At 61.2% G+C, this 20,516-nt stretch carries 16 protein-coding genes and 1 pseudogene; 7 read left to right on the top strand and 10 right to left on the bottom strand.

Features of this window, described 5'->3' with window-relative positions:
- Positions 1-117 precede the first annotated feature (117 nt).
- The gene (locus tag N005_RS22325; RefSeq protein ID WP_047703163.1) at positions 118-1,266 is read right to left on the bottom strand and encodes a MalY/PatB family protein; all 1,149 of its coding nucleotides are present in this window, start codon (positions 1,264-1,266) and stop codon (positions 118-120) included.
- A gap of 1,176 nt (positions 1,267-2,442) precedes the next feature.
- Here N005_RS22325 and N005_RS30040 point away from each other — a divergent pair.
- Positions 2,443-2,964 (top strand): annotated as a pseudogene (locus N005_RS30040) (methyl-accepting chemotaxis protein); the annotation flags it as partial.
- Between the two features lie 13 nt (positions 2,965-2,977).
- Here the strand turns inward: N005_RS30040 and N005_RS22315 are convergent.
- Together N005_RS22315 and N005_RS22310 are read right to left on the bottom strand one after the other, a co-directional pair.
- Entirely contained in the window at positions 2,978-5,215 is a 2,238-nt protein-coding gene (locus tag N005_RS22315) for a xanthine dehydrogenase family protein molybdopterin-binding subunit (protein ID WP_047703161.1), read from the bottom strand.
- A gap of 12 nt (positions 5,216-5,227) precedes the next feature.
- Positions 5,228-5,701, bottom strand: a complete 474-nt coding sequence (locus N005_RS22310) for a (2Fe-2S)-binding protein (protein WP_047703160.1) — start codon at positions 5,699-5,701, stop codon at positions 5,228-5,230.
- Positions 5,702-5,983: 282 nt separating this feature from the next.
- Here N005_RS22310 and N005_RS22305 point away from each other — a divergent pair, with 282 nt between their 5' ends.
- Positions 5,984-6,952, top strand: a complete 969-nt coding sequence (locus N005_RS22305) for an MBL fold metallo-hydrolase (RefSeq protein WP_047703159.1) — start codon at positions 5,984-5,986, stop codon at positions 6,950-6,952.
- Positions 6,953-7,029: 77 nt separating this feature from the next.
- Here the strand turns inward: N005_RS22305 and N005_RS22300 are convergent, their stop codons facing one another.
- The 3 genes from N005_RS22300 to N005_RS22290 all read right to left on the bottom strand — a co-directional run bounded on the left by N005_RS22300 (position 7,030) and on the right by N005_RS22290 (position 10,150).
- Positions 7,030-8,364: a CitMHS family transporter gene (locus N005_RS22300; protein ID WP_047703158.1), complete on the bottom strand. Its 1,335-nt coding sequence runs from the start codon at positions 8,362-8,364 to the stop codon at positions 7,030-7,032.
- Between the two features lie 115 nt (positions 8,365-8,479).
- Positions 8,480-9,223, bottom strand: a complete 744-nt coding sequence (gene phbB, locus N005_RS22295) for an acetoacetyl-CoA reductase (protein ID WP_047703157.1) — start codon at positions 9,221-9,223, stop codon at positions 8,480-8,482.
- Positions 9,224-9,490: 267 nt separating this feature from the next.
- A complete protein-coding gene (locus tag N005_RS22290) occupies positions 9,491-10,150 on the bottom strand; it encodes an aspartate/glutamate racemase family protein (RefSeq protein ID WP_047703156.1) in 660 nt (219 codons plus the stop codon).
- Positions 10,151-10,311: 161 nt separating this feature from the next.
- Between N005_RS22290 and N005_RS22285 the strand changes: the two genes are divergently transcribed.
- The 4 genes from N005_RS22285 (at position 10,312) to N005_RS22270 (ending at position 16,214) form a co-directional block, all read left to right on the top strand.
- Complete coding sequence (locus tag N005_RS22285; protein WP_081993322.1) at positions 10,312-11,304, top strand: GntR family transcriptional regulator; 993 nt, start codon at positions 10,312-10,314, stop codon at positions 11,302-11,304.
- 225 nt (positions 11,305-11,529) lie between these two features.
- The gene (locus N005_RS22280; protein WP_047703155.1) at positions 11,530-12,600 is read left to right on the top strand and encodes an isocitrate/isopropylmalate dehydrogenase family protein; all 1,071 of its coding nucleotides are present in this window, start codon (positions 11,530-11,532) and stop codon (positions 12,598-12,600) included.
- Positions 12,601-12,723: 123 nt separating this feature from the next.
- Entirely contained in the window at positions 12,724-15,402 is a 2,679-nt protein-coding gene (gene acnA, locus N005_RS22275; RefSeq protein ID WP_408003336.1) for an aconitate hydratase AcnA, read from the top strand.
- An 80-nt stretch (positions 15,403-15,482) separates the two neighbouring features.
- Complete coding sequence (locus N005_RS22270; RefSeq protein ID WP_047703154.1) at positions 15,483-16,214, top strand: transporter substrate-binding domain-containing protein; 732 nt, start codon at positions 15,483-15,485, stop codon at positions 16,212-16,214.
- Positions 16,215-16,247: 33 nt separating this feature from the next.
- Here the strand turns inward: N005_RS22270 and N005_RS22265 are convergent, their stop codons facing one another.
- The gene (locus N005_RS22265; protein WP_047703153.1) at positions 16,248-16,856 is read right to left on the bottom strand and encodes a LysE family translocator; all 609 of its coding nucleotides are present in this window, start codon (positions 16,854-16,856) and stop codon (positions 16,248-16,250) included.
- A gap of 114 nt (positions 16,857-16,970) precedes the next feature.
- Here N005_RS22265 and N005_RS22260 point away from each other — a divergent pair, with 114 nt between their 5' ends.
- Complete coding sequence (locus N005_RS22260; protein ID WP_047703152.1) at positions 16,971-17,840, top strand: LysR family transcriptional regulator; 870 nt, start codon at positions 16,971-16,973, stop codon at positions 17,838-17,840.
- Positions 17,841-17,855: 15 nt separating this feature from the next.
- On the opposite strand, the gene N005_RS22255 is transcribed toward N005_RS22260, so the two are convergent.
- From N005_RS22255 to N005_RS22245, 3 genes are all read right to left on the bottom strand, one after another.
- Positions 17,856-18,809: a GGDEF domain-containing protein gene (locus N005_RS22255; protein WP_047703151.1), complete on the bottom strand. Its 954-nt coding sequence runs from the start codon at positions 18,807-18,809 to the stop codon at positions 17,856-17,858.
- A gap of 3 nt (positions 18,810-18,812) precedes the next feature.
- A complete protein-coding gene (locus tag N005_RS22250) occupies positions 18,813-19,811 on the bottom strand; it encodes a response regulator (protein WP_047703150.1) in 999 nt (332 codons plus the stop codon).
- A 255-nt stretch (positions 19,812-20,066) separates the two neighbouring features.
- Entirely contained in the window at positions 20,067-20,495 is a 429-nt protein-coding gene (locus tag N005_RS22245; protein WP_041020921.1) for a DUF2628 domain-containing protein, read from the bottom strand.
- Between the last annotated feature and the right edge of the window lie 21 nt (positions 20,496-20,516).

Below are 20,516 nucleotides of genomic sequence, written 5' to 3'. Positions count from 1 at the left end.
CCAATGTGGCGAGGGAGCTTGCTCCCGCTGGGTCGCGTAGCGGCCCCGTTTTTGGGCCTGCTTCGCAGTCCAGCGGGAGCAAGCTCCCTCGCCACAGTTGATCATCACTTCTTGTGATCAGCCCCGAGTCTTCAGGCTCTTCTCCATCCGCGCAATCCCTTCTTCCAGCAATGCCCGCGGGCAGCCGAAGTTCAGGCGCACGAACTGTTGGGCGTCATCGCCAAAATCCAGCCCGGCGCTGAGCCCGACCTTGGCTTCATGGAGGAAGAAGGCCTGCGGATCGTCCAAACCCAGCTCTGAGCAGTCCAACCACGCCAGGTAGGTGCCCTGGGGCACGGTCATGCTGATGCCGGGCAGACGGGTCTGCACCGCGTTGACCAGATAATCGCGATTGGCTTGCAGATATACCTTCAACGCTTCAAGCCACGGACCAGCCTCGCTGTAGGCCGCCCGGGTCGCCTCGAGGCCCAGGGCATTGACGCTGTCGACCATGCCGGCACGGGCGTTGTTGACCCGCTCGCGCACCTTGGCGTTCTGGATGATGGCGAACGAAGTTTTCAGCCCGGCGATGTTATAGGCCTTGCTGGCGGACATCAGGGTGATGGTGCGCTCGGCGATTGCCGGGCTCAGGGTGGCGGTGGGGATGTGCACCCGGCCGTCGAAGCACAGCTCGGCATGGATCTCGTCGGAGATGATCCAGGCATCCTGCTCCAGGCAGATGTCCGCCACGGCCTTGAGTTCTTCCCGTCCGAACACCTTGCCCAGCGGGTTATGGGGATTGCTCAGCAACAAGGCGCCACCGCCGTGCAGGGCCTCGCGCAACGCCGCCAGGGGCGTGTGGAATTCGCCATTGACCGGGTTGAAAGGCAACTCCACCTTGTTCAATTGCCAGTGGCCTGGCGCATTGCGCAGCGGCGGATAGTTTGGCACCTGCACCACGACATTCTGCTGCGGCTCCACCAGTCCATGCAGGGCCATGTTGAATCCCGGTTCCACACCTGGCAAGAACACGATCTGCTGCGGCTCGACGCGCCAGGCGTACTTGTTCCAGAGATCAGCCACGATGGCCGCCCGTAGGCTGTCCTGGGCCACGCTGTAGCCAAGCATCGGATGCTCGAGACGCTTGCGCAGCGCATCGATGACCACGGGCGGGGCAGCGAAGTCCATATCGGCTACCCACATCGGCAACACATCGGCCGGGTAGCGACTCCATTTGGTGCTGCCGGTACCGTGTCGCTCGAACACGGGGTCGAAATCGAAAGTCATGGCGGTTCCATCAGATCAGGGAAGTGGGATGGCGGTCATGATAAAGCAAACGTCCTGCAGGAAAAGATCGTTGGCTCACTATCATTGGATAGTGGCAATTGGCTACAGTTGCATTCCGACATGCCGATAGCCGTTTCACGCGGCATCGCTCACGGACTCCACCAAGTCAATGAAAAGGACATTCCCATGACATCGCCGGCGCGTTTCAATGAGCACCATCGCAAAGCTGATCGCATCATGCTGGGGTTGCTCTGGCTCTCTCTGCTGTACTCCCTGGGCCTGGCCTTCATGTATTCGACCTTCCTCCAGGCGCTGCTGGTCGGGGCGACGACCTGCTTGTTGACCAGCGCCCTGTATCGCGGCCTGGGCGGCACACGCGTCATGCGTTGCGTCATCGCCGTGGCGCTGATGGTCATGGCCGCCCTGCACATCAATCAGACCCACGGCGTCGTCGAGTTCCATTTCGGGATTTTCGTCCTGCTGGCCGTATTGACGTTCTACCGTGACTGGCTGCCCATTGTCGTCGCCGCCGCGACGATTGCCGTTCACCATCTTGGCTTCCACTGGTTGCAGCACCAGGGTTTTCCGGTGTTCGTCATGGCCGGCCATGGCGGTTGGGGCATGATCTTCGTCCATGCTTTCTACGTTGTGGTGGAAAGCGTGATCCTGATCTACCTGGCGAACCAGAGCCTGCTGGACGCCACGGAAAACCAGGATGTACTGGACAAGGTACTTGCCGCGGCCGCGCAACTGAGCAGCGACGCCGACAACCAGCGTAACCCGCACATCAAAGTGTCCTCGGGGGCGCGCTTCGATCATTTCCTGCAACAGGTCACTCATCTGGTGGACGGCGTGGTGCGCGATACCCGTAATCTGTCGGACCTCGGCCAGGACTTGTCCCAGGTCGGGCAGACACTGGAAAGCGGCGCCCGGCACCAATTGGATGAGGTGGCACAGATGAGCGGAGCGATCGGTCAACTGGTCCAGGCCATGGAAAACATAGCGGCTCACGTCGACCAGACTCTGCAGCGCGCCGGGCAGGCCAACGAGCAGGTTACCCGGGGACGCAGCACGGTGGACCAGACCCGTGAGGAAATCGTCGAACTGGCGGGGCGCATCAACCTGACCAACGAAACCGTGCAAGTCCTGGCCGATCAGGCGCAGCAGATCGGCCAGGTGCTCGATGTGATCAATGGCATTGCCGAGCAAACCAACCTGCTGGCCTTGAACGCGGCCATCGAGGCCGCCCGGGCCGGCGAGCAAGGCCGAGGGTTCGCGGTAGTGGCCGATGAAGTGCGCAGCCTGTCGCAGAAAACCTCGACGTCCACCACGGAAATCCAGCAGATCATTGCAAAACTACAGCAAGGCAGCCGTCAGGCCGCTGTCGCCATGCAAGACAGCCGGGACGGCGTGGAACGTTGCGTATCCGCCAGTCAGTTGGCTTCGCAACTATTGCATGCCGTGGTGGAGGACATCGCCGTGATCAACCATTTCAACGACTTGATCGCCAGCACCACCCAGGAACAGTCCAAGGCGTCGTTGGGTATCAACGAGCGCCTGCAAACCGTTCAGGCCGTGGCTGAGCGGAACGCCGACAACATCGGCATCCTGACCCGCAGCAGCCAGTGCCTGCCACCGTTGGCGGAGCGGCTGGCGGTGCTGGGGCAGGCGTTCCATGGGAAAGCCGGGGCGGCTTGATCGAGCTACTCAGTCACGTCAGTTGGAACGGCAACTGACGCAACGGCTTGCCCGTCAGGCTCGCCAGCGCATTCGCAAAGGCCGGCGCCAGCGCCGGCAGGCCGGGCTCACCCATGCCGGTGGGTGGCTCGGCGCTGGGCACGATGTGAATCGAAAACTCCGGCGTATCGGTGATCCGCGGCACGTTGAAGTCGGCGAAGTTGCTTTGTTGCACGACGCCGTCTTTCAACGTGACGGCGCCGCCCGGCAGGCACATGGACAAGCCCATCAGGGCCGCGCCCTGGACCTGTGCTTCGACGCTGCGCGGGTTGACGGCCAGGTTGCAATGCACGCCAGCGGTCACCTGATGCAGCACCGGACGGCCGTTCTGTACCGAGGCCTGGACCACGTAGGCCACCACCGAGCTGAACGACTCGTGCACCGCCACGCCCCAGGCTCGCCCTTCGGGCAACTGAGCCTTGCCGTAGCCACTCTTGTCCACCGCCAGTTGCAATGCGGCGCGATGGCGTGGGTTTTGCTCGGCAAACAGTTTCATCCGATAGGCCACCGGGTCCTGCCGGGTTGTCCGGGCAATTTCATCGATCAAGGTTTCCATCACAAAGGCCGTATGCGTGGAGCCGACGCTGCGCCACCACAACACCGGCACGTTGAGCTTGGGATGGTGCACCGTCAGGCGCATCGGCAGTGGATAAGGATTGCGCAGACCTTCCGTAGCCGTGGGGTCGATGCCGTTCTTCACGCGGGCGCCGAACATTGTGTCGGCGAGGATCGATTGCCCGACCAGGACGTGATCCCAGGCCAGGACGTTGCCGTTGTCATCGAAGCCGATATGCGCGCGATGCAGGTGCATGGGGCGGTAGTAACCGCCCTTGATGTCGTCTTCACGGCTCCACAGGGTGCGAATGGGCGCATCGAGCCCGGCGGTGCGCGCGGCCTTGGCGACTTCGCAGGCGAGCACGACGAAGTCGCCGGAGGGCACGCCACGCCGGCCAAAGCCACCGCCTGCCGTCTGCACATTGACCTGGACTTGCTCAGGCTTGAGATTCAACACCCGCGCCGCCGCGGCACCGTCGCCACCGGGAAACTGTGTACCGACCCATAGCTGGGCGCGGTCGCCGGAAACCTGGACGGTGCAATTCAACGGCTCCATGGGCGCATGGGCGAGGTAGGGAAACAGGAACTCGGCTTCCAGTTGATGCGGGGCCGTGGCAAGCGGTGTCATGTCGGCATCGAAATGGCGGGAGCCGGGCTGCTTGGCCAGGTCCCGGTACTGGGCCAGTTGCTTTTCGCTGTCAACCTTCTCGACCGCGGAAGTATCCCATTGCAGCTTGAGCGCATCGCGGCCGGTTTTCGCCTGCCAATAGCCGTCTGCGATCACCGCCACGCCTTCGGCCCCTCCGTCCACCGGCACGCGCAGGACGGCTTTTACCCCTTGGGTGGCACGCGCCGCGCTGTCATCCAGCGAGGCGATGCGGGCGCCGAACACGGGAGGGCGCGCCACCACGGCGGTGAGCTGCCCGGGCAGGTGCATGTCGATGCCGAAATCCTGCCGGCCGCTGCTCTTGGCCTTGGCATCGATGCGTGTGGTGGCCTGGCCGATGATGCGGAAGTCCTTGGGATCCTTGAGGGTGATGGTTTCGGGCACGGGCATTGCCATCGCCGCTTCGGCGAGTTCCCCGTAACTCGCCTTCCGACCTCCAGGGCCGAGCACCATACCCGCCTGGGTGCTCAGGCTCGCCACATCCACGTTCCAGCGTGCGGCCGCCGCGGCGAGCAGCATGGCGCGAGCGCGGGCGCCCAGCTCGCGGTACTGGGTGTAGCTGTTCTTGATCGAGTTGGAGCCGCCGGTGATGTGCATGCCGAAATTCGGGTCCTGATAAGCGGCGTCGTTGCTGCCGTTGCGGGTACGCACCAGGCTCCAGTCGGCATCGAGCTCTTCAGCGAGAATCATGGGCAGCCCGGTCTGCACCCCCTGGCCGAACTCCAGGCGGTTGATCGTGACCGTTACTTCGCCGCTGGGTGCGATCTGCACGAACGCCGACGGCTGCTGGGTCGGCTTGAGCCCTTGCGCCCCATCGCCGGCTTGTTGTGCCAGGGCCAGGTGCGGAAAGGCACCCAAGGCCAGCCCACCGATGCCGACAATCTTGAGAAAACTGCGCCGGGGGAGTGCGGCGAAGCTGTCCGTGTCGGTGTCGGCAAAGATCGATTGCAGGGTGCGAGGGAGTTCGTCTGGAAAAATGTCGTTCAGCATGGCGTACTCCGGTCAGGCGAGGGCTTTGGCGGCATCGGCCACGGCAGCACGGATACGGGCATAGGTGCCACAGCGGCAGAGGTTGCCGGCCATGGCCGAATCGATTTCGGCGGCGGTGGGTTGCTTGCCCTTGGGTTGGGCCTTGAGGAACGCGGTCGCGCTCATGATCTGGCCGCTCTGGCAGTAGCCGCACTGCGCGACGTCATGCTTGACCCAGGCTTCATGCACCGCTGTGCCGACCGGATCGCTGCCGTCGGTGGCGGCTTCGATGGTGGTGATCTTCTTGCCTTCGGCGGCGGCGATCGGCGTCACGCAGGAGCGGATGGCCTGGCCGTCCAGGTGGACCGTGCACGCGCCACACAGGGCTGCGCCGCAGCCGAACTTGGTGCCGGTCATGCCCAACGTATCACGCAATGTCCAGAGAATCGGGGTGCCAGGGTCGACGTCGACCGTGTATTCACGGCCATTGATGTTGAGGGCGCTCATGGTGGGACCTGCTCCGCAAGGTTTGGCTCCGATCAACTATAGGAAGGAATCTGCAGGGCACATTGCACAATTCAGGCTGATGATTGCCCGATCCTGCGAATTGGCTTGTGGGCCTGTCCTCCTATCTTTCTGTTTGGATCGATCAGCCTAAGGTACATGCGCGCCATACCCACGTACGGTATCGGACACTGCTCGCCGCATCACACACTCACTCTCCAGGCATTTCGTCGTTCTCGTCCCGGGAACAGCGGATTTCCTATCCCCAAATGATGGAGAGTGACCATGACAACGCATCTGGACTACCGCACTCACGAGGAAGAAAAAAGCAACGGTCAACCGGCCCTGGGCACGCGCCTGGCTCCAACAGGATTGAACGTCGAAGAGTTGGTGCCTTCGCGTTATGCCGTGCGGGTCGGAGAGATCGACGTGCTGGTGGTCAGCGACGGCGTGCTGCCGCTGCCGACCACGACGATGTCCACCAACGCCGATCCGGCGGCTCGCGCGGCCTGGTTCAAGGAGATGTTCCTGGGCCCGGATGCGTTCGATTGGGCGCTGAACGTGCTGGTGGTGCGCAGCGGCGAGCAAACCATACTCGTCGACGCCGGGCTGGGCGGGCAGTTTCCCGGCTTTCCACGCGCCGGACAGTTCCCGAAGCGGCTGGCCGCCGCCGGTATCGATCTGGGAGCGGTAACCGACGTGGTCATCACCCACATGCACATGGACCATATCGGCGGGCTGCTGGTGGACGAGGTGAAGAACCGGCTACGCCCGGATGTGCGGATCCACGTTGCGGCCACCGAGGTTGCATTCTGGGCGGCACCTGACTTCACCCTGACGTCCATGCCGTCGCCGGTGCCGGACGTGCTGCGGGCCACTGCCGATGAGTTCATGAAGGTGTACGGTGACAAGCTGCGCACGTTCGAACATGAGCATGAGGTGGCACCCGGCGTGGTCGCTAGGCTGACCGGGGGACACACTCCGGGGCACAGCGTGGTACATGTGACATCCGCCGGCGAGCGGCTGACCTTCGCCGGTGACGCGCTGTTCCCGGTCGCCTTCGACCATCCCGACTGGCACAACGGTTTTGAACATGACCCCGAGGAAGCTGTTCGCGTTCGGGTCCGGCTCATGCAGGAAGCGGCAGCGAGCGGTGAACTGCTGGTCGCCACGCATTTGCCGTTTCCCTCGGTGGGAAGGGTGGCGGTGGAGGGGGATGCGTTTCGCTGGGTGGCGGCTTTCTGGGATTACTGATTGAGCAGTGGTACAGCGAAGTCCCGGTACGTTTGCGTTGCCGGGACTTTGTTTGCCTACGCTACGCGATCCTTGCCTTACACGCCGGCCTGGAAGGGGAATAGGCCCAAGAGCAAGCACACGCCCAGGATCAGGAAACTCAACGCAAACGACCACTTGAGGGTGTATTTCTGGTGGTCGCTGAACTCCACGCCGGCCAGTCCGCACAAGAGATACGTGGATGCCACCAACGGGCTCAGCAGGTGCACCGGTTGACCCACCAGCGATGCCCGGCCAATTTCCGCGGGAGAAATGCCATACGCCGCCGCAGCCTTGGCCAGCACCGGCAGCACGCCATAATAGAAGGCATCGTTGGACATGAAGAACGTGCCCGGGATGCTCGCCAGCGCGGTAATCGGCGCCAGGTAGGGGCCCCATGTCTGCGGAAGCATCGCCAGGAAGCTGGCGGACATGGCGTTGACCATACCGGTCCCGGAAAGGATCCCGGCGAGAATGCCGGCGGCCAGGAAGATCGCGATCTGATTCAACGCCGTGGGCGCGTGGGCCGAGATCCGACGACGCTGATCATGCATATGCGGATAGTTGATCAGCAGGGCGACGGAAAACGCGACCATGAACAGGATCGACAACGGCAACCACTCCATCACCAATCCAGCCATCAACGCCACCGTCAGCGTGGCGTTCAGCCAGAACAGCTTGGGACGGCGCAGCTCGGCATTTTCTTCGGACATCGTGGGCAGGCCTTCATCATTCTCGTCATCGAAAACAGTGGCGGCGGCGCCCGCCGAAAGGCGCAGGGTCCCCAGGCGCTGACGCTCCCGGATACCGATGAAGTACGCCAGCGCGAGAACGCCCAGGAAGGCGACTACCATCACCGGAATCAAGGGCAGGAAGAGGTCGGCGGTATCGACTTGCAACGATGCCGCGGCACGCGCCAAGGGACCGCCCCACGGCAACAGGTTGGTCACGCTCGCTGCCAGGATGACCAGGCACGTGAGACACAAGGGGTCCAGGCGCAAGCGCTTGAACAAGGGCAGCATCGCGGTGATGGTGATCATGTAGGTCGTCGAACCGTCGCCGTCCAGCGAGACCATGCCCGCCAGCAGCGTGGCGAACATCACCGCCTTGACCGGATCGCCATTGATCAATGCAATGAACTTTCGAATGATCGGGTCGAACAGCCCGGTATCGAACATGACGCCGAAATACAGAATCGCGAACATCACCATGACCGCGGTGGGGGCGACCTTCTTCAGCCCTTCGATCATCATCCCGCCCATTTCCGGACCGAATCCGGCGATGACCGCAAAGATGATTGGAACTGTCGTCATGGCAACCAGGGGCGACAATCGCTTGGTCATGATCAGCGCCATGAACGTGACGATCATGCCGTAGCCGAATAGTGAGAGCATTTGTATCACCTTGACCTAAAATACAATTATTGTTATGGATCAGCGCTCAGGTGCATCAAGGTTCCCGTGGGAAACAGGTCAGACGCAGCGGCTTGCCGCCGGGCCCGGATGAGCCTCAGCTCATGTGCAGACCGCCATTGAGCGAGAAGTCGGCGCCGTTGGCATAACCGGATTCCTCGCTGGCGAGCCAGGCGCACATCGAGGCAATTTCTTGTGGCGTGCCAAGGCGACGGGAGGGGATGTCCTGGACAATGCGATCCATGACGTCAGTGGTGGTGACAGCCTTGAGTTTTGCCGTCGCGACGTAGCCGGGTGATACGGTGTTGACCGTGACACCGCGAGGGCCGACCTCCCGCGCCAGTGCCCGGGTGAAACCGCGAATGGCGGATTTGGCGGTGGAGTAGTTGACCTGTCCCACCTGGCCGAGCTGGGCGTTGACCGAGGAAATATTGATGACCCGGCCCCAGCCGCGCTCGGCCATGCCATCGATGACTTGTTTGGTCACGTTGAACAGGGAGTTGAGGTTGGTGTCGATCACGGTCGCCCAGTCATTGGGCTGCATGTCCTGGAAAACGACGTTGCGGGCAGTGCCGGCGTTGTTGATCAGAACGTCGACAGGGCCGATGTTTTTCCTGATCGCCTCGAACGCCCGGCGGCAGGAGTCCCAATCCGCGACATTGCCTTCGGATGCGATGAAGGAAAAACCAAGTGCCTGTTGTTGGTTCAGCCAGGTGTCTTTGAGGGGGGAGTCCGGACCGCATCCCGCGACGACGGTAAAGCCATCCCTCGCCAGTCGTTGGCAGACGGCGGTACCCAGGCTTCCCATGCCGGCGGTGACGAAGGCGATTCTGTTGTTCATGCGTTAACTCCTGTTGTGTTTTTGTAGGGAGCATCGAGGCAACCTTTCAGGCTGCCGTCCCTAATAAACCTCAGGAGAAATTGTTTTACAAGATAACGCAGTACAATAATCGTAAAAACAAGCCTCTTTCTTACAAATGGTCAGGCATGGACCCTGTAGGAGCAAAGCTTGCTCGCGATTACGGTAAGCCAGTCAGCACAATGTTGACTGATCTGTCGCTATCGCGAACAAGCTTCGCTCCTACAGCCGCGACTATCGGTGCAAGCCTCAAGCCTGCAGCAGGCGACGCAGCTTCAGGACAGCACTGTCGGGGGTGGTGAGTACGTCAAGGCCACAGGCCTGGCTGGCCTGTCGTGCCGCGCTGGTCATCGAGAACTGGGCGAAACACAGCAACTCGCCGCCAGTGATCGTGCGTGCACGCTCAGCAATCAACTGGTCATGGCGATCCTTGTGGCCATTCTGCAGCTCTCCAAACGCCCCGGCGCAGACATGGGTCTCGAGCTGAAGGTCTACGCCTTGCTGCTGCGCATAGTGCTTGAATTCCTCGACCATCGACGGAATTGCCGCGTCGAAGGTCGCCAACAGGGCCAGCTTGCCGGTGCGCTGGAGCGCTTCTTCGATCATTGCTTCGTTTGGCTTGAGCACGGGAATGTCCAGGGCGCGCTTGCACTGATCGATGGCCTCGCCAAAGGCCGAGCAGGTAAACAGGATGGCATCCGCACCTGACTCACAAGCGTAGGCAGCGAGCTTCAGGAAGCGTTGGTTCATCTCCGGGGTCAGCGCACCGGCTTCGGCCAGGTCTCGGGAAAGGGAGTCTTCGAGCAGATTCGCCAACCTGGCTTCGGGCCATAGGCGCGCGAAGGCTTCGCTGATCGGCGCAATGGACAGGGGAGTGGCGTGGATCAGATAGATGAGCGGGGCCTTCATTGGATTTCCCTGGGTCAAGAATGGTCGGTGCAGGCACAGCGCCGCTGCGGCGTGTTGATGAGCATTGAGTGTGTTATTTTTCTTCGAGGTCCGGATTATGGCGTCATCCTTCGATCCCATACCACTGCATTGGCCTTATTCTCTTTTGATGACTGGTTTTCATGAATTCAGCAGACCCGACTCTCGAATCGCCCCTGGTGGATGATCCGTCCAGAACGAAACCCAGGATAAAAAAAGACCTGGCCGAGCAATTGGCGCCCAGGATCATCGACATGGCCCGGGCTCGATCGATGCGTACCGGCGACCCCTTGCGCGAGGAAGCCTTCGCCAAGGAACTGGGAGTTTCCCGGTCGCCGATCCGGCGCGGTTTCGCCTTGCTGGCCGAGCTTGGGCTCGCGGTCAAGGAACCCAATCGCGGGTATTTCCTCACGGCCGACGCGAGCGGCATCGACAGCGGCAAACTGCCGTTGGAGGTGGACCCGTTCGAGGATTTTTACCTGCGCGTGGTCGACGACATGCTTCGCGGCGACATTCCCACGACGTTTTTTGAAGCGGAACTGATGCGCAAGTACGAGGTGCCCCGTGGGCAACTCATGAAGGTCCTGAGTCGCCTGGCCAACGAAGCCATGGTTGAGCGCAAGCCAGGGCAGGGCTGGGAAATCAACAGCTTCCTGCACGACTCCAAGGCTCACATCCAGAGCTACCGTTTCCGTATGGCGATTGAGCCTGCCGCCATACTCGAACCGGGTTACGTGGTCGACAAACTGGCCTTCGCCAAGGCCCGGGAGGCGCAGCAGCGATTGCTCGACGGCGACATCTTCAAGCTGTCGCGATCGCAGCTTTTCCAGATTGGTGCGCAATTGCACGAACTGATCGTGCGCTGTTCGGGGAATGCATTCTTTCTCGAAGCCATCCGCCGGCAAAACCAGTTGCGCCGTTTCATGGCCTACAAAGCCAACGTGGATCGGCCTCGGTTGATCACCCAGTGCAAAGAACACATCCAACTCCTGAACCTCATTGAAAGCGGCGAGCGCGAAGCGGCTGCAGATTTCCTGCGCAATCACCTTGACGTCGTCGGACGACAGAAGACCGAAAAAGAGGCCAGGGAAGAGCAGGATGCGCAGCGCAACGTCGAGGCCTCGATTCCCCACTAACCCAGGCATCGTTCAAACGGTACGACGTGCCAAGGTTGCACGAATTGTATATTCGTGCAATAAAATGCAATCTGTCGAGCTTGGCACGGCATAATCCGATTGGCAGGGGGAAGGGAGTGAGTCACCTTTCCATAAGGTAAATTGTATTTCGTTATTCCGATATACATACCCGCTGCCGGGTCGACCCGCGGATGGTTAAAATCAATAAATATCAAGGGGTTAGCGATGCGTATTTTGGTGCTTCCTGGTGACGGTATCGGTCCTGAAATCGTGAATTCAGCCATGACGGTCCTGAAGGCCGCCAACGGGAAATTCGATCTCGGGTTAACCTTCGATTACGACGATGTCGGTTTCACCAGCCTGGAAAAACACGGCACGACGCTGCGTGACGAAGTGTTGGAAAAGGCCAAGGGCTATGACGGGATCATCCTGGGCACCCAGTCCCACGCCGATTACCCGGCTCCGGAAAAGGGTGGTCGTAACGTTTCGGCCGGTTTCCGCATCGGCCTGGACCTGTATGCCAATGTCCGACCGGCACGCACCCGTTCGTTCCTGACTTCGAATATGAAGGAAGGCAAGACCATGGACTTGGTCATCATGCGTGAAGCCACTGAAGGTTTTTACCCGGACCGCAACATGAGCCGCGGTTGGGGCGAAGTGATGCCGACGCCAGACATGGCGCTGTCCACTCGCAAGATCACCCGTCACTGCAGCGAGCGGATTGCGCGACGGGCATTCGAACTGGCCATGAAACGCGGGAAAAAGGTCACCGCCATCCACAAGGCCAACAGCTTCCACATGACCGATGGCCTGTTCCTGGAGTGTGTGCGCGATGTCGCCAGGGAATTCCCCGAGGTTGCGCTCGACGACCTGCTGGTCGACGCATCGACGGCCCACCTGGTGCGCAATCCCGAGCGCTTTGACGTTCTGGTCGCAACCAACTTCTATGGCGACATCATCAGCGACCTGGCCAGCGAACTGTCGGGCAGCCTGGGACTTGCCGGGTCGATGATGGCCAGCGACAGCCATTGCTGTGCCCAGGCACAACACGGTTCGGCACCGGACATTGCCGGGCAGGACAAGGCCAACCCGGTGTCGATGATCCTGTCCGTCGGCATGTTGCTGCAGTGGATGGGCGAGCATCATCAGCGCCCGGCATTGATCGAGGCGGGGCAGGCGATGGACACGGCCGTCGACACGGTCCTGAAAGATCCCCGGCAACGTACCCCGGATCTGGGGGGCTCATTGGGCACTCAGGCGTTCGGCGAAGCGGTCGCGCAGGTCATTTCGGGCTGATCGGGCGCGGCGGCATGCTTGTCGTGCCGCCGCGACGGGCTTCTTGTGAGAAACACCCGCGGCTCAATAACGCCAGTGCACGGCCAAGCCGAAGCTCGCGACAATGATAAAGACCTGGGCGATATGAGCATGACCGAGACCAACCACCTCAATCATCTGCTGATCGATAACGAGCTGTTTGCTTTTGTCGATCTGAACAGGATGCTGCCTGCGTCTCACCTGGCGAGGCTTCCCTATTCGATTCGTATTTTGCTGGAGAACGTGGCGCGCTGCTCGCCCGAATCGCTGCCTTCGGTGCTGGCTCGCGCCATCGGCGAGGGGCCCGATTGCGAAGTGCCGTTCCAGCCAAACCGCCTGATGTTCCATGACACCACGTGCCTGCCGGCACTGGCCGATTTCGCCGGCATGCGTGATGTCGTCGCGGAGTTGGGCGGTGATCCACGAGCCATGAACCCGCTTATTCCGGCGGTGTTGACTATCGACCACTCGGTGATTGTCGAGCGTTATGCCGAAGCCGACGCGGTCGAGGGTAATCTGGACATCGACTTCCGCCGCAACAGCGAGCGCTATCGCTTCATCAAATGGGCGCAGAAGAGCCTGGACAATTTTGCCGTGATCCCGCCGGGCACCGGCATCATCCATCAGATGAACATGGAAGCCCTGGCCCAGGTGGTATGGGAAAGTCGCAGCGAGGACGGTGGGCGCTTGCTGCATCCGGATGACATGGTCGCGACGGACAGCCATACGCCGATGATCAATGCGATCGGTGTATTGGGGTGGGGCGTCGGCGGGCTGGAAGGCCAGGCGGCCATGCTCGGCGAGCCGGTGCCGATCAGCTTTCCCAAGGTGATCGGCATTCGTGTCACCAATACCCTGCGCCCAGGTGTCACGGCGACCGACCTGTCGCTGCACGTGGCGCAGATCCTGCGCAAGCGTTCGGTGGTCGGCACGTTCGTCGAGTTTACCGGCCCGGGGATTGCCTCCTTGAGCTGGGCAGCCCGGGGTACGGTGTCCAACATGGCTCCGGAGTATGGCGCCACAGTGGTGTTCTTCCCGTTCGACGATGAAACCCTGGCGTACCTGAAGCTCACCGGGCGCAGCGAATCCTTGTGCAACAAGGTCGTCGGCTACATGAACGCCCAGCCGCTGTGGCGGCGCGACGAGTTGCCCGAGCCGCAGTTCGACGAATTGATCGAGCTGGATCTGGCAAGCATCGAAGCGAGCGTCGCCGGCCCTCATCAGCCCCACCAGCGTCAGAAACTGTCGAACGCGGCGACCTCCTTTCGCAATGAAGTCCTGGGCGGTGCGGATCTGATCGCCGGACCAGCCCCACGACATTTCTACGATCCGGCGCTTGGGGAGCCCATCTCCCATGGCGCGGTGGTGATGGCGGCGATTACCAGTTGCACCAATACGGCCAACCCTGCGCAGATGATCCAGGCCGGGTTGCTGGCGCGCAGGGCGCGTCAACTGGGGCTCAAGCGCAAACCGTGGGTCAAGACGTCCTTGTCGCCAGGCTCGCGGGTGGTCGCCGACTATCTGGCCGAGGCCGATCTGCTGGAGGATTTCTCGGCGCTCGGTTTCGACCTCGCAGGCTTCGGTTGCATGACCTGCATCGGTAACTCCGGGCAGCTTGAGAGCCACGTCGAGCGCTTTGCCGATGAAGGCCTCAAGGGTGTGGTGGTGCTGTCCGGCAACCGTAACTTCGAAGGCCGGGTCAACCCCAAGGTGCCCGCCGGCTACCTGGCGTCGCCGGCGCTGTGCGTTGCCTATGCCATCGCCGGGACCATCGATATCGACCTGGAATCCCAGGCGCTCGCCGTCGATGAAGCCGGCGAACCGGTGTATCTGCGTGACTTGATGCCGACGGATGCCGAAATCTCCGCGCAAGTGGCCAAGGTGGTCAAGCCGGCGTTGTTCCAGCAACGCCTGGCAAAGATCTGGGACGGTACCCATCACTGGCAGTCACTGTCGGCCGAGGGCAGCGTCCGGTTTCCCTGGAATCCCGAGTCAACTTACCTGCGCCGTCCACAGTACCTGGCCGACATTTCGGCCGAGCCGAAAACCACTCTGGCCATCAGCGGCGCCCGCACGCTGCTGGTATTGGGCGACAACGTCACCACCGACCACATCTCGCCGGCCTATTCCATTCCCGCCGACAGCCTGGCTGGACAATGGTTGCTGGAGCGTGGCGAAGATCCCAAGGATCTCAATCAGTATTCCACCCGCCGCAGCAACCATGAAGTGATGCTGCGGGGCGCGTTCACCAACAAAGCCGTAAGGAATCACCTGTTGGGCGACAACCAGCCGGGGCCGGGCGCCTGGGCCTGGAACGCCGATCACAGCCAATGCCTGCCGCTGTATGAGGCCGCGAAGAGCTATGCCGCGCAACAGACACCCATGGTGATCTTCGCCGGGATCAACTACGGCGCCGGCTCCAGCCGCGACTGGGCGGCCAAGGCCCAGGCACTGTTGAGGGTCAAGGCCGTGGTGGCCCGGAGCATCGAGCGTATCCATCGCAGCAACCTGATCGGCATGGGTGTGATCCCGTTGTGTTTCAAGGCTGGTCAGTCGGTTGACGACCTGGCCTTGCAGGGGGACGAGCGTTTCGATTTCCTCGGCCTCGATGACCTCAGGGTGGGTGATAATCGCGTGGACATGCTGCTGCATCGCGCCAACGGTGAGCGCCAAACGGTGCAGCTTGGGGTGCGCATCGATTCGATCCAGGAGCTGCGTTACCTGGTCAATGGCGGGGTGTTGCCGTTCGTGATCCGCAAGGTGGTCGAGCGAACCCGTCAATAACCTGCGCAAGGCGCGGTCGCTGTGAGTCGTGAAGCTCACTGACAATAACTGACCTTCGTTGCTGATTTCAGGAGCAAATGATGAATGCGATCAATCAAGCGGTAATGGACGACCTCGCCCCTCTGGGCGTGTTGCGCGCCGCCATCAACTTCGGCAATCCGGTATTGGCCCAACAGGCACCGGATGGTTCGCCGCAAGGCGTATCGGTGGCCCTGGCGAAGGCGTTGGCCCAGGAGCTCGGCGTGGCCTTGGAGATGGTCACCTTTGATGCCGCCGGCAAGGTCTTTGCCGCGCTGGAGGAGGGCGCATGGCGCGTGGCCTTTCTGGCGATCGAACCCGTTCGGGAAGAACAGATCGCCTTCAGCGCGCCTTACGTGATCATCGAGGGAACCTACCTGGTGGCGGCGGACTCGCCTTACCGCACGGTTGAGGATCTTGACCAGCCGGGGCTCAGGCTGGCGGTGGGCAAAGGCGCGGCCTACGACTTGTTTCTGTCGCGTACCTTGAAGCATGCGCAGCTTGAACGGGCAGAAACGTCGGCCGGTGCGGTGGATCTTTATATCGACGGTCGGCTCGACGCCGCAGCGGGCGTACGCCAGCCACTGGAACAGGTCGCGGCCGACAACCCGGCCCATCGCGTCATTGACGGCGCATTCACCGCCATCCGCCAGGCCATGGCTGTGCCACGCCAGTATGCAGCGGGCGCGGCGTATGTCCGGGACTTCGTCGAACGTAAGAAAACGGAAGGTCTTGTGAGGGCGGCGTTGATCCAAAGCGGCCAGGCTGACGTTACGGTAGCGCCTTCGGCGTAAAGGTTCGGCTCAACCCGCGTCTGGCGCCAGCAGTCAGGAATGGATGGGCAGCACCACGCCAAACGCCACGAAAAACCCGCCGCAGACCTTGTTGAACCGACGTCCGGCCCGGGCCAGCCAGGGCCTGACCCGATACGCCGCCGTAGCCACGAGGTACTCGACGATGAATTCCACCACGGCGTAGGTCAGGGCGATGGCGGCAGTCTGGGCGAGCAGGTTGCGGTGTGGGTCCAGGAAGGGCGGGATAAACGCGGTGAACAGCAACAGTGCCTTGGGGTTCGAGACTGCCGACAACAGGCCCTGGCGGAAAAGCGACCACGGGCCGGACCCTGTCACGGCGTCCACGTCCAGGGAAACCGGCGCCGACCGCCACAACCCCAGGCCCAGCCAGATGAGGTAGAGCCCGCCGACAACTTTCAAAACCATGAACCAGGTCACCGAGGCCTGGATCAATGCACCCAGCCCGAGGGCACACAGCGAGAGCATCACGACGAATCCCGACACACCGCCGCTGATGGTGAACAGGGTCTTGCGGTTGCCATGGATCGCCCCGTGGGTCAGCACCAGCAGCGCGTTGGGCCCGGGCACCACCGCAATGCCGCAGCAGGTAACCAGATAGAGCAGCCAGGTCTCGAAGGGCATGATGTTCTCCAGTGAAAGGCAACGTCCTCGCCCGCATCCTGCTGGTGAAACCCGCTCAACGGAAGCGCATAATTCATGGCTTAGACATTCGATTATCGAATAGAGGTGGTGGACATGCCTTCCGGCGATTTGCAGATGGACTGGCTCAAGTGCTTTGTCGCGGTGGTGGACGCCGGTTCACTTTCAGGCGCAGCCCTTGAGGTGCATCGATCACAGTCCGCTGTGAGCATGCAGATGAAAAAACTGGAAACGGCGCTTGGGCGGCAGTTATTGAGTCGCGGCCCGCGGCATCTGCAGTTGACCCTCGATGGGCAGACCCTCCTGGGCTATGCGCGGCGCATGGTTGCGCTGCATGCCGAAACCCAGGCAGCCTTCCATGGCGAAGAGTTGACCGGGCGTATACGGCTGGGTGTTGCCGAGGATTATGCGGCCAAGTACCTGACGCCTGTGCTCAAGCGCTTCGCTCCCCGTTATGGGGGCGTTGAAATAGAACTGGATTGCGAGCAATCGACGACCCTGATCCCACGGGTGATGAATGGGGACCTGGACCTGGCACTGGTGTCCAGGGATTCCCCCCAACGGGGTACATTTCTGTTCAAGGAACCCATGGTGTGGGTGGGGTCGCCTCAGTTCGAGCTCTGGCGGCGTGATCCCATACCGATCGCGGTGTACGAAAGTACCAGCCTGGCCCGGCGCAACGCGGTCAATTCGTTAACGCTGCAGGGCCGTCGGTACAAGGTGGTCTACAACAGCTCCAGTCTGGCTGGCCAGGTCGCGGCGGTGGAAGGTGGGATTGCCATTGCTGCCATCACCCAGTGCACCGTCTCGGCCTCATTGCAAGTGCTTGGCAACGAACACGATCTGGGCGGCATAGAACCGATGGAGGTATCGGTCTTTCGCAGCCGGGCCTCTCGGGGTTCGAAGGCCGTGAACAGTCTTCACGCCTTCATCATCGGTGCATTGAGGAGCCAGCAGGCAACGTAGCGGTTACGTCGGCGGTTACTCGTGCACCGTCACCCGATTGCGCCCGGTTTTCTTGGAGGTGTACAACGCTTCGTCCGCCCAGGCGATCAGGTCGGCGTGGCTGTTGGACGGCTGGCTCAGATCGGCCACCCCCAGGCTGATGGTGAAACGGATGACCACGTCGCCGTACGCCACGTCCATTTCTTCGACGGCCTTGCGCAGGCGCTCGGCAAACATCCGTGCACCGGCCTTGTCGGTATCCGAAAGCACCACGCCGAATTCTTCACCGCCATAACGCCCGGCGACGTCGGAGTCGCGCACATGCTCGCGGACCAGGCGAGCGACCTGTTCGATGACCTTGTCGCCTGCCTGATGGCCGTAGGTGTCATTGACCCGCTTGAAGTGGTCGATGTCGAACATCACCAGGCTGGAGTTATTGCCATAGCGCTGATGCCGGGCATAGGCGGCCTTGAGGCTCTCTTCCCAGTGTCCACGGTTGTACAGGCCGGTCAGTCGATCGGTGCTGGACAGTAGCTGCAACTGGGCGTTGGCGGCCTGGAGCTGATGACGGTTGGTGGCGACGTCGGTGACGTCATAGATCACCAGGCAGATATGGTTGATCTTGCTGTCGGGGGAACGCAGGGGCAGCAGGGTGGTGTTCTGGTACATGAACGCTTCGTGACCGGTGATCGGCTGGTAGTTCTTGAACCGAACCAGGTAGGGGCGCTGCTCCCAGACGGTGAAGGCGGGTGTGCCCAGGGCGGCGACGCTTTCCACCTTGCGGCTGAACCACTGGTGGTCGACTTCGGGAAACAGGCTGAAGAAATGCTGGTTATGGGCATCCTTGGGTTGGACCCCGGAACGGTTCTCCATGAACGTGTTCCAGACCTGCACCCTATAGTCGCGGTCAAGCACCACCACACCGACGTCGATGCTCTGGACAATCGCCAGCAACCAGTGGAATTCATTCAGATCAACAGGATTGTTCATGGCTCAGCTCATCAAGTAGGCGAGTTTGTGGGTCAACCGCTCGATTGAGTCTTCCGTGAACAGCAATAACAGGTCGAAGCGAATGTCGTGGCCTTCCAGGCTGTAGCTGATTTCCACGGCGAGGGTCTTTTTCCAGCGGGTCTGGTTGACCCGGATCAGCTCGTCGATCGCCGCGTGCTGGCCGAGCACCTGCGGGTGACCTTGGGAAAACACCACGTCGATCTGCTCGGCGATGCTGCTCAGGCACGCGCCGATCAGCACGCTGGAAAGATCGAGGACCATTTCCAGGTCCGAATAATCAGCGCTCTGGCGCTGCATCAATTGCGCGATATCGGCGACTTCCGAATCATGGAACATCAGCAGGGCTTCACCGGCGATGCCACTGCCGATAAAGCCCTGGCAGATGGCTGTGAGCTGCTGGGAACTGCCGGCATCGGCGAGCGCCATGTGCAACTCACCGACTTCGAGGACGTTCACGTTCGGCACCGGCAACTGCACGAAGACCCCCAGGACCTTGGCGATCAGGGCGGCGGCCCGGCCGATGGCGACGTTGACCGTCTCGCGGAACGCATCGTGAAAATGGATGGCGGTGTTGGTTGTGGGGCGATGCTGTGGAGGCGTCTGTGCCGAATTGTTCAGCAGGCCCAGGCGGCTGAGGGTCTGGCGCAGTTCGGTTTCGTCGAAAGGCTTTTTCAGGAAGGCGAGTGCGCCCAATTCACTGACGCGACGTACCGCTTCCTCCTGGACGTCACCGGAAATCACGATGACTTGTGCCTTCAATCCTTCGGTGCGCAGCGCGCTCAATACCTGATAACCATCCATCTCCGGCATGGTCAGGTCGAGCAGCACCACTTGGCCCAGTCCCTTGCGTATGGCCTCCATGGCCTGGCGGCCGTTACTGGCCTCGGTAATGGAAACCGACCAGTCCGCCGGCAATGCCCGTAAAACTTGCTTACGAGCCATGTTGGAGTCATCACATACCACTAGGGGAATCTCTGACACAACCAGCCTCTCATCAGGGAAAGTACTAGGGCATCATGCCATAGGCTGACAAAGACCACCTAATCGCCAGGGTTATGAACTCGCCAGAGCTTCAGCGGCCTTTCCTTTTGGAACAAACGATCCTCCGGGAAGTTCGACACGAATACTCACAGCACGAACGACCACATGGATTCATCCGGGATTCTCGGCCTCGGAGACAAAAAAGCCCGCATGCTCATGACGAGGTGCGGGCTCTTGGACGGTCGGAGGCTGAGGTCAGAAGCGCATGCCTTCGAACGGGTTCCAGCTTTGCTCGCCTTTGACTTCTTTCAGGTAATACGCGTAGTTGGTCATGATCGCGTACATCACCGAGAAAGCGGCGCTCATGCCCGTATCCAGCGCCCTCGGAGATTCCATGCCCATCAGTCCGAAAATCACGCTCACTGCGATACTCAGCCCGATCATGATGCCGATCATGGCCAGGTTCTTCTTCCAGAGCCCCAGGACGAACAGGTAGATCGGGCCGAAGAAGAAGGCAATCACGTTGGCATTGATCAGGATCTTTTTCTTGAAACCTGGCAGGGCCTTGAAGGCTTCCTTGTGTCGCGGGTCGTTCGGCGCGCCATAGGTATCAAAGAAATTAAAGCGTTCCTGCCATTTGGCGCTGTATTTGCCAGTACCTTGTACTTGCTCGGTGGTGCTCATTGTTACGGCTCCTGTGGTCCA

This window comes from Pseudomonas mediterranea CFBP 5447 (genome assembly GCF_000774145.1).
Taxonomy (GTDB): domain Bacteria; phylum Pseudomonadota; class Gammaproteobacteria; order Pseudomonadales; family Pseudomonadaceae; genus Aquipseudomonas; species Aquipseudomonas mediterranea.
Note: the sequence above shows the minus strand (reverse complement) of the source record. Positions and strands in the feature narration are given on the sequence as shown.

What these genes read in the sequence shown, in the direction of transcription:
- N005_RS22325 (WP_047703163.1), bottom strand. Translation starts at nt 1,266, where the DNA reads ATGACTTTCGATTTCGACCCCGTGTTCGAGCGACACGGTACCGGCAGC.
- N005_RS22315 (WP_047703161.1), bottom strand. Translation starts at nt 5,215, where the DNA reads ATGCTGAACGACATTTTTCCAGACGAACTCCCTCGCACCCTGCAATCG.
- N005_RS22310 (WP_047703160.1), bottom strand. Translation starts at nt 5,701, where the DNA reads ATGAGCGCCCTCAACATCAATGGCCGTGAATACACGGTCGACGTCGAC.
- N005_RS22305 (WP_047703159.1), top strand. Translation starts at nt 5,984, where the DNA reads ATGACAACGCATCTGGACTACCGCACTCACGAGGAAGAAAAAAGCAAC.
- N005_RS22300 (WP_047703158.1), bottom strand. Translation starts at nt 8,364, where the DNA reads ATGCTCTCACTATTCGGCTACGGCATGATCGTCACGTTCATGGCGCTG.
- phbB (WP_047703157.1), bottom strand. Translation starts at nt 9,223, where the DNA reads ATGAACAACAGAATCGCCTTCGTCACCGCCGGCATGGGAAGCCTGGGT.
- N005_RS22290 (WP_047703156.1), bottom strand. Translation starts at nt 10,150, where the DNA reads ATGAAGGCCCCGCTCATCTATCTGATCCACGCCACTCCCCTGTCCATT.
- N005_RS22285 (WP_081993322.1), top strand. Translation starts at nt 10,312, where the DNA reads ATGAATTCAGCAGACCCGACTCTCGAATCGCCCCTGGTGGATGATCCG.
- N005_RS22280 (WP_047703155.1), top strand. Translation starts at nt 11,530, where the DNA reads ATGCGTATTTTGGTGCTTCCTGGTGACGGTATCGGTCCTGAAATCGTG.
- acnA (WP_408003336.1), top strand. Translation starts at nt 12,724, where the DNA reads ATGAGCATGACCGAGACCAACCACCTCAATCATCTGCTGATCGATAAC.
- N005_RS22270 (WP_047703154.1), top strand. Translation starts at nt 15,483, where the DNA reads ATGAATGCGATCAATCAAGCGGTAATGGACGACCTCGCCCCTCTGGGC.
- N005_RS22265 (WP_047703153.1), bottom strand. Translation starts at nt 16,856, where the DNA reads ATGCCCTTCGAGACCTGGCTGCTCTATCTGGTTACCTGCTGCGGCATT.
- N005_RS22260 (WP_047703152.1), top strand. Translation starts at nt 16,971, where the DNA reads ATGCCTTCCGGCGATTTGCAGATGGACTGGCTCAAGTGCTTTGTCGCG.
- N005_RS22255 (WP_047703151.1), bottom strand. Translation starts at nt 18,809, where the DNA reads ATGAACAATCCTGTTGATCTGAATGAATTCCACTGGTTGCTGGCGATT.
- N005_RS22245 (WP_041020921.1), bottom strand. Translation starts at nt 20,495, where the DNA reads ATGAGCACCACCGAGCAAGTACAAGGTACTGGCAAATACAGCGCCAAA.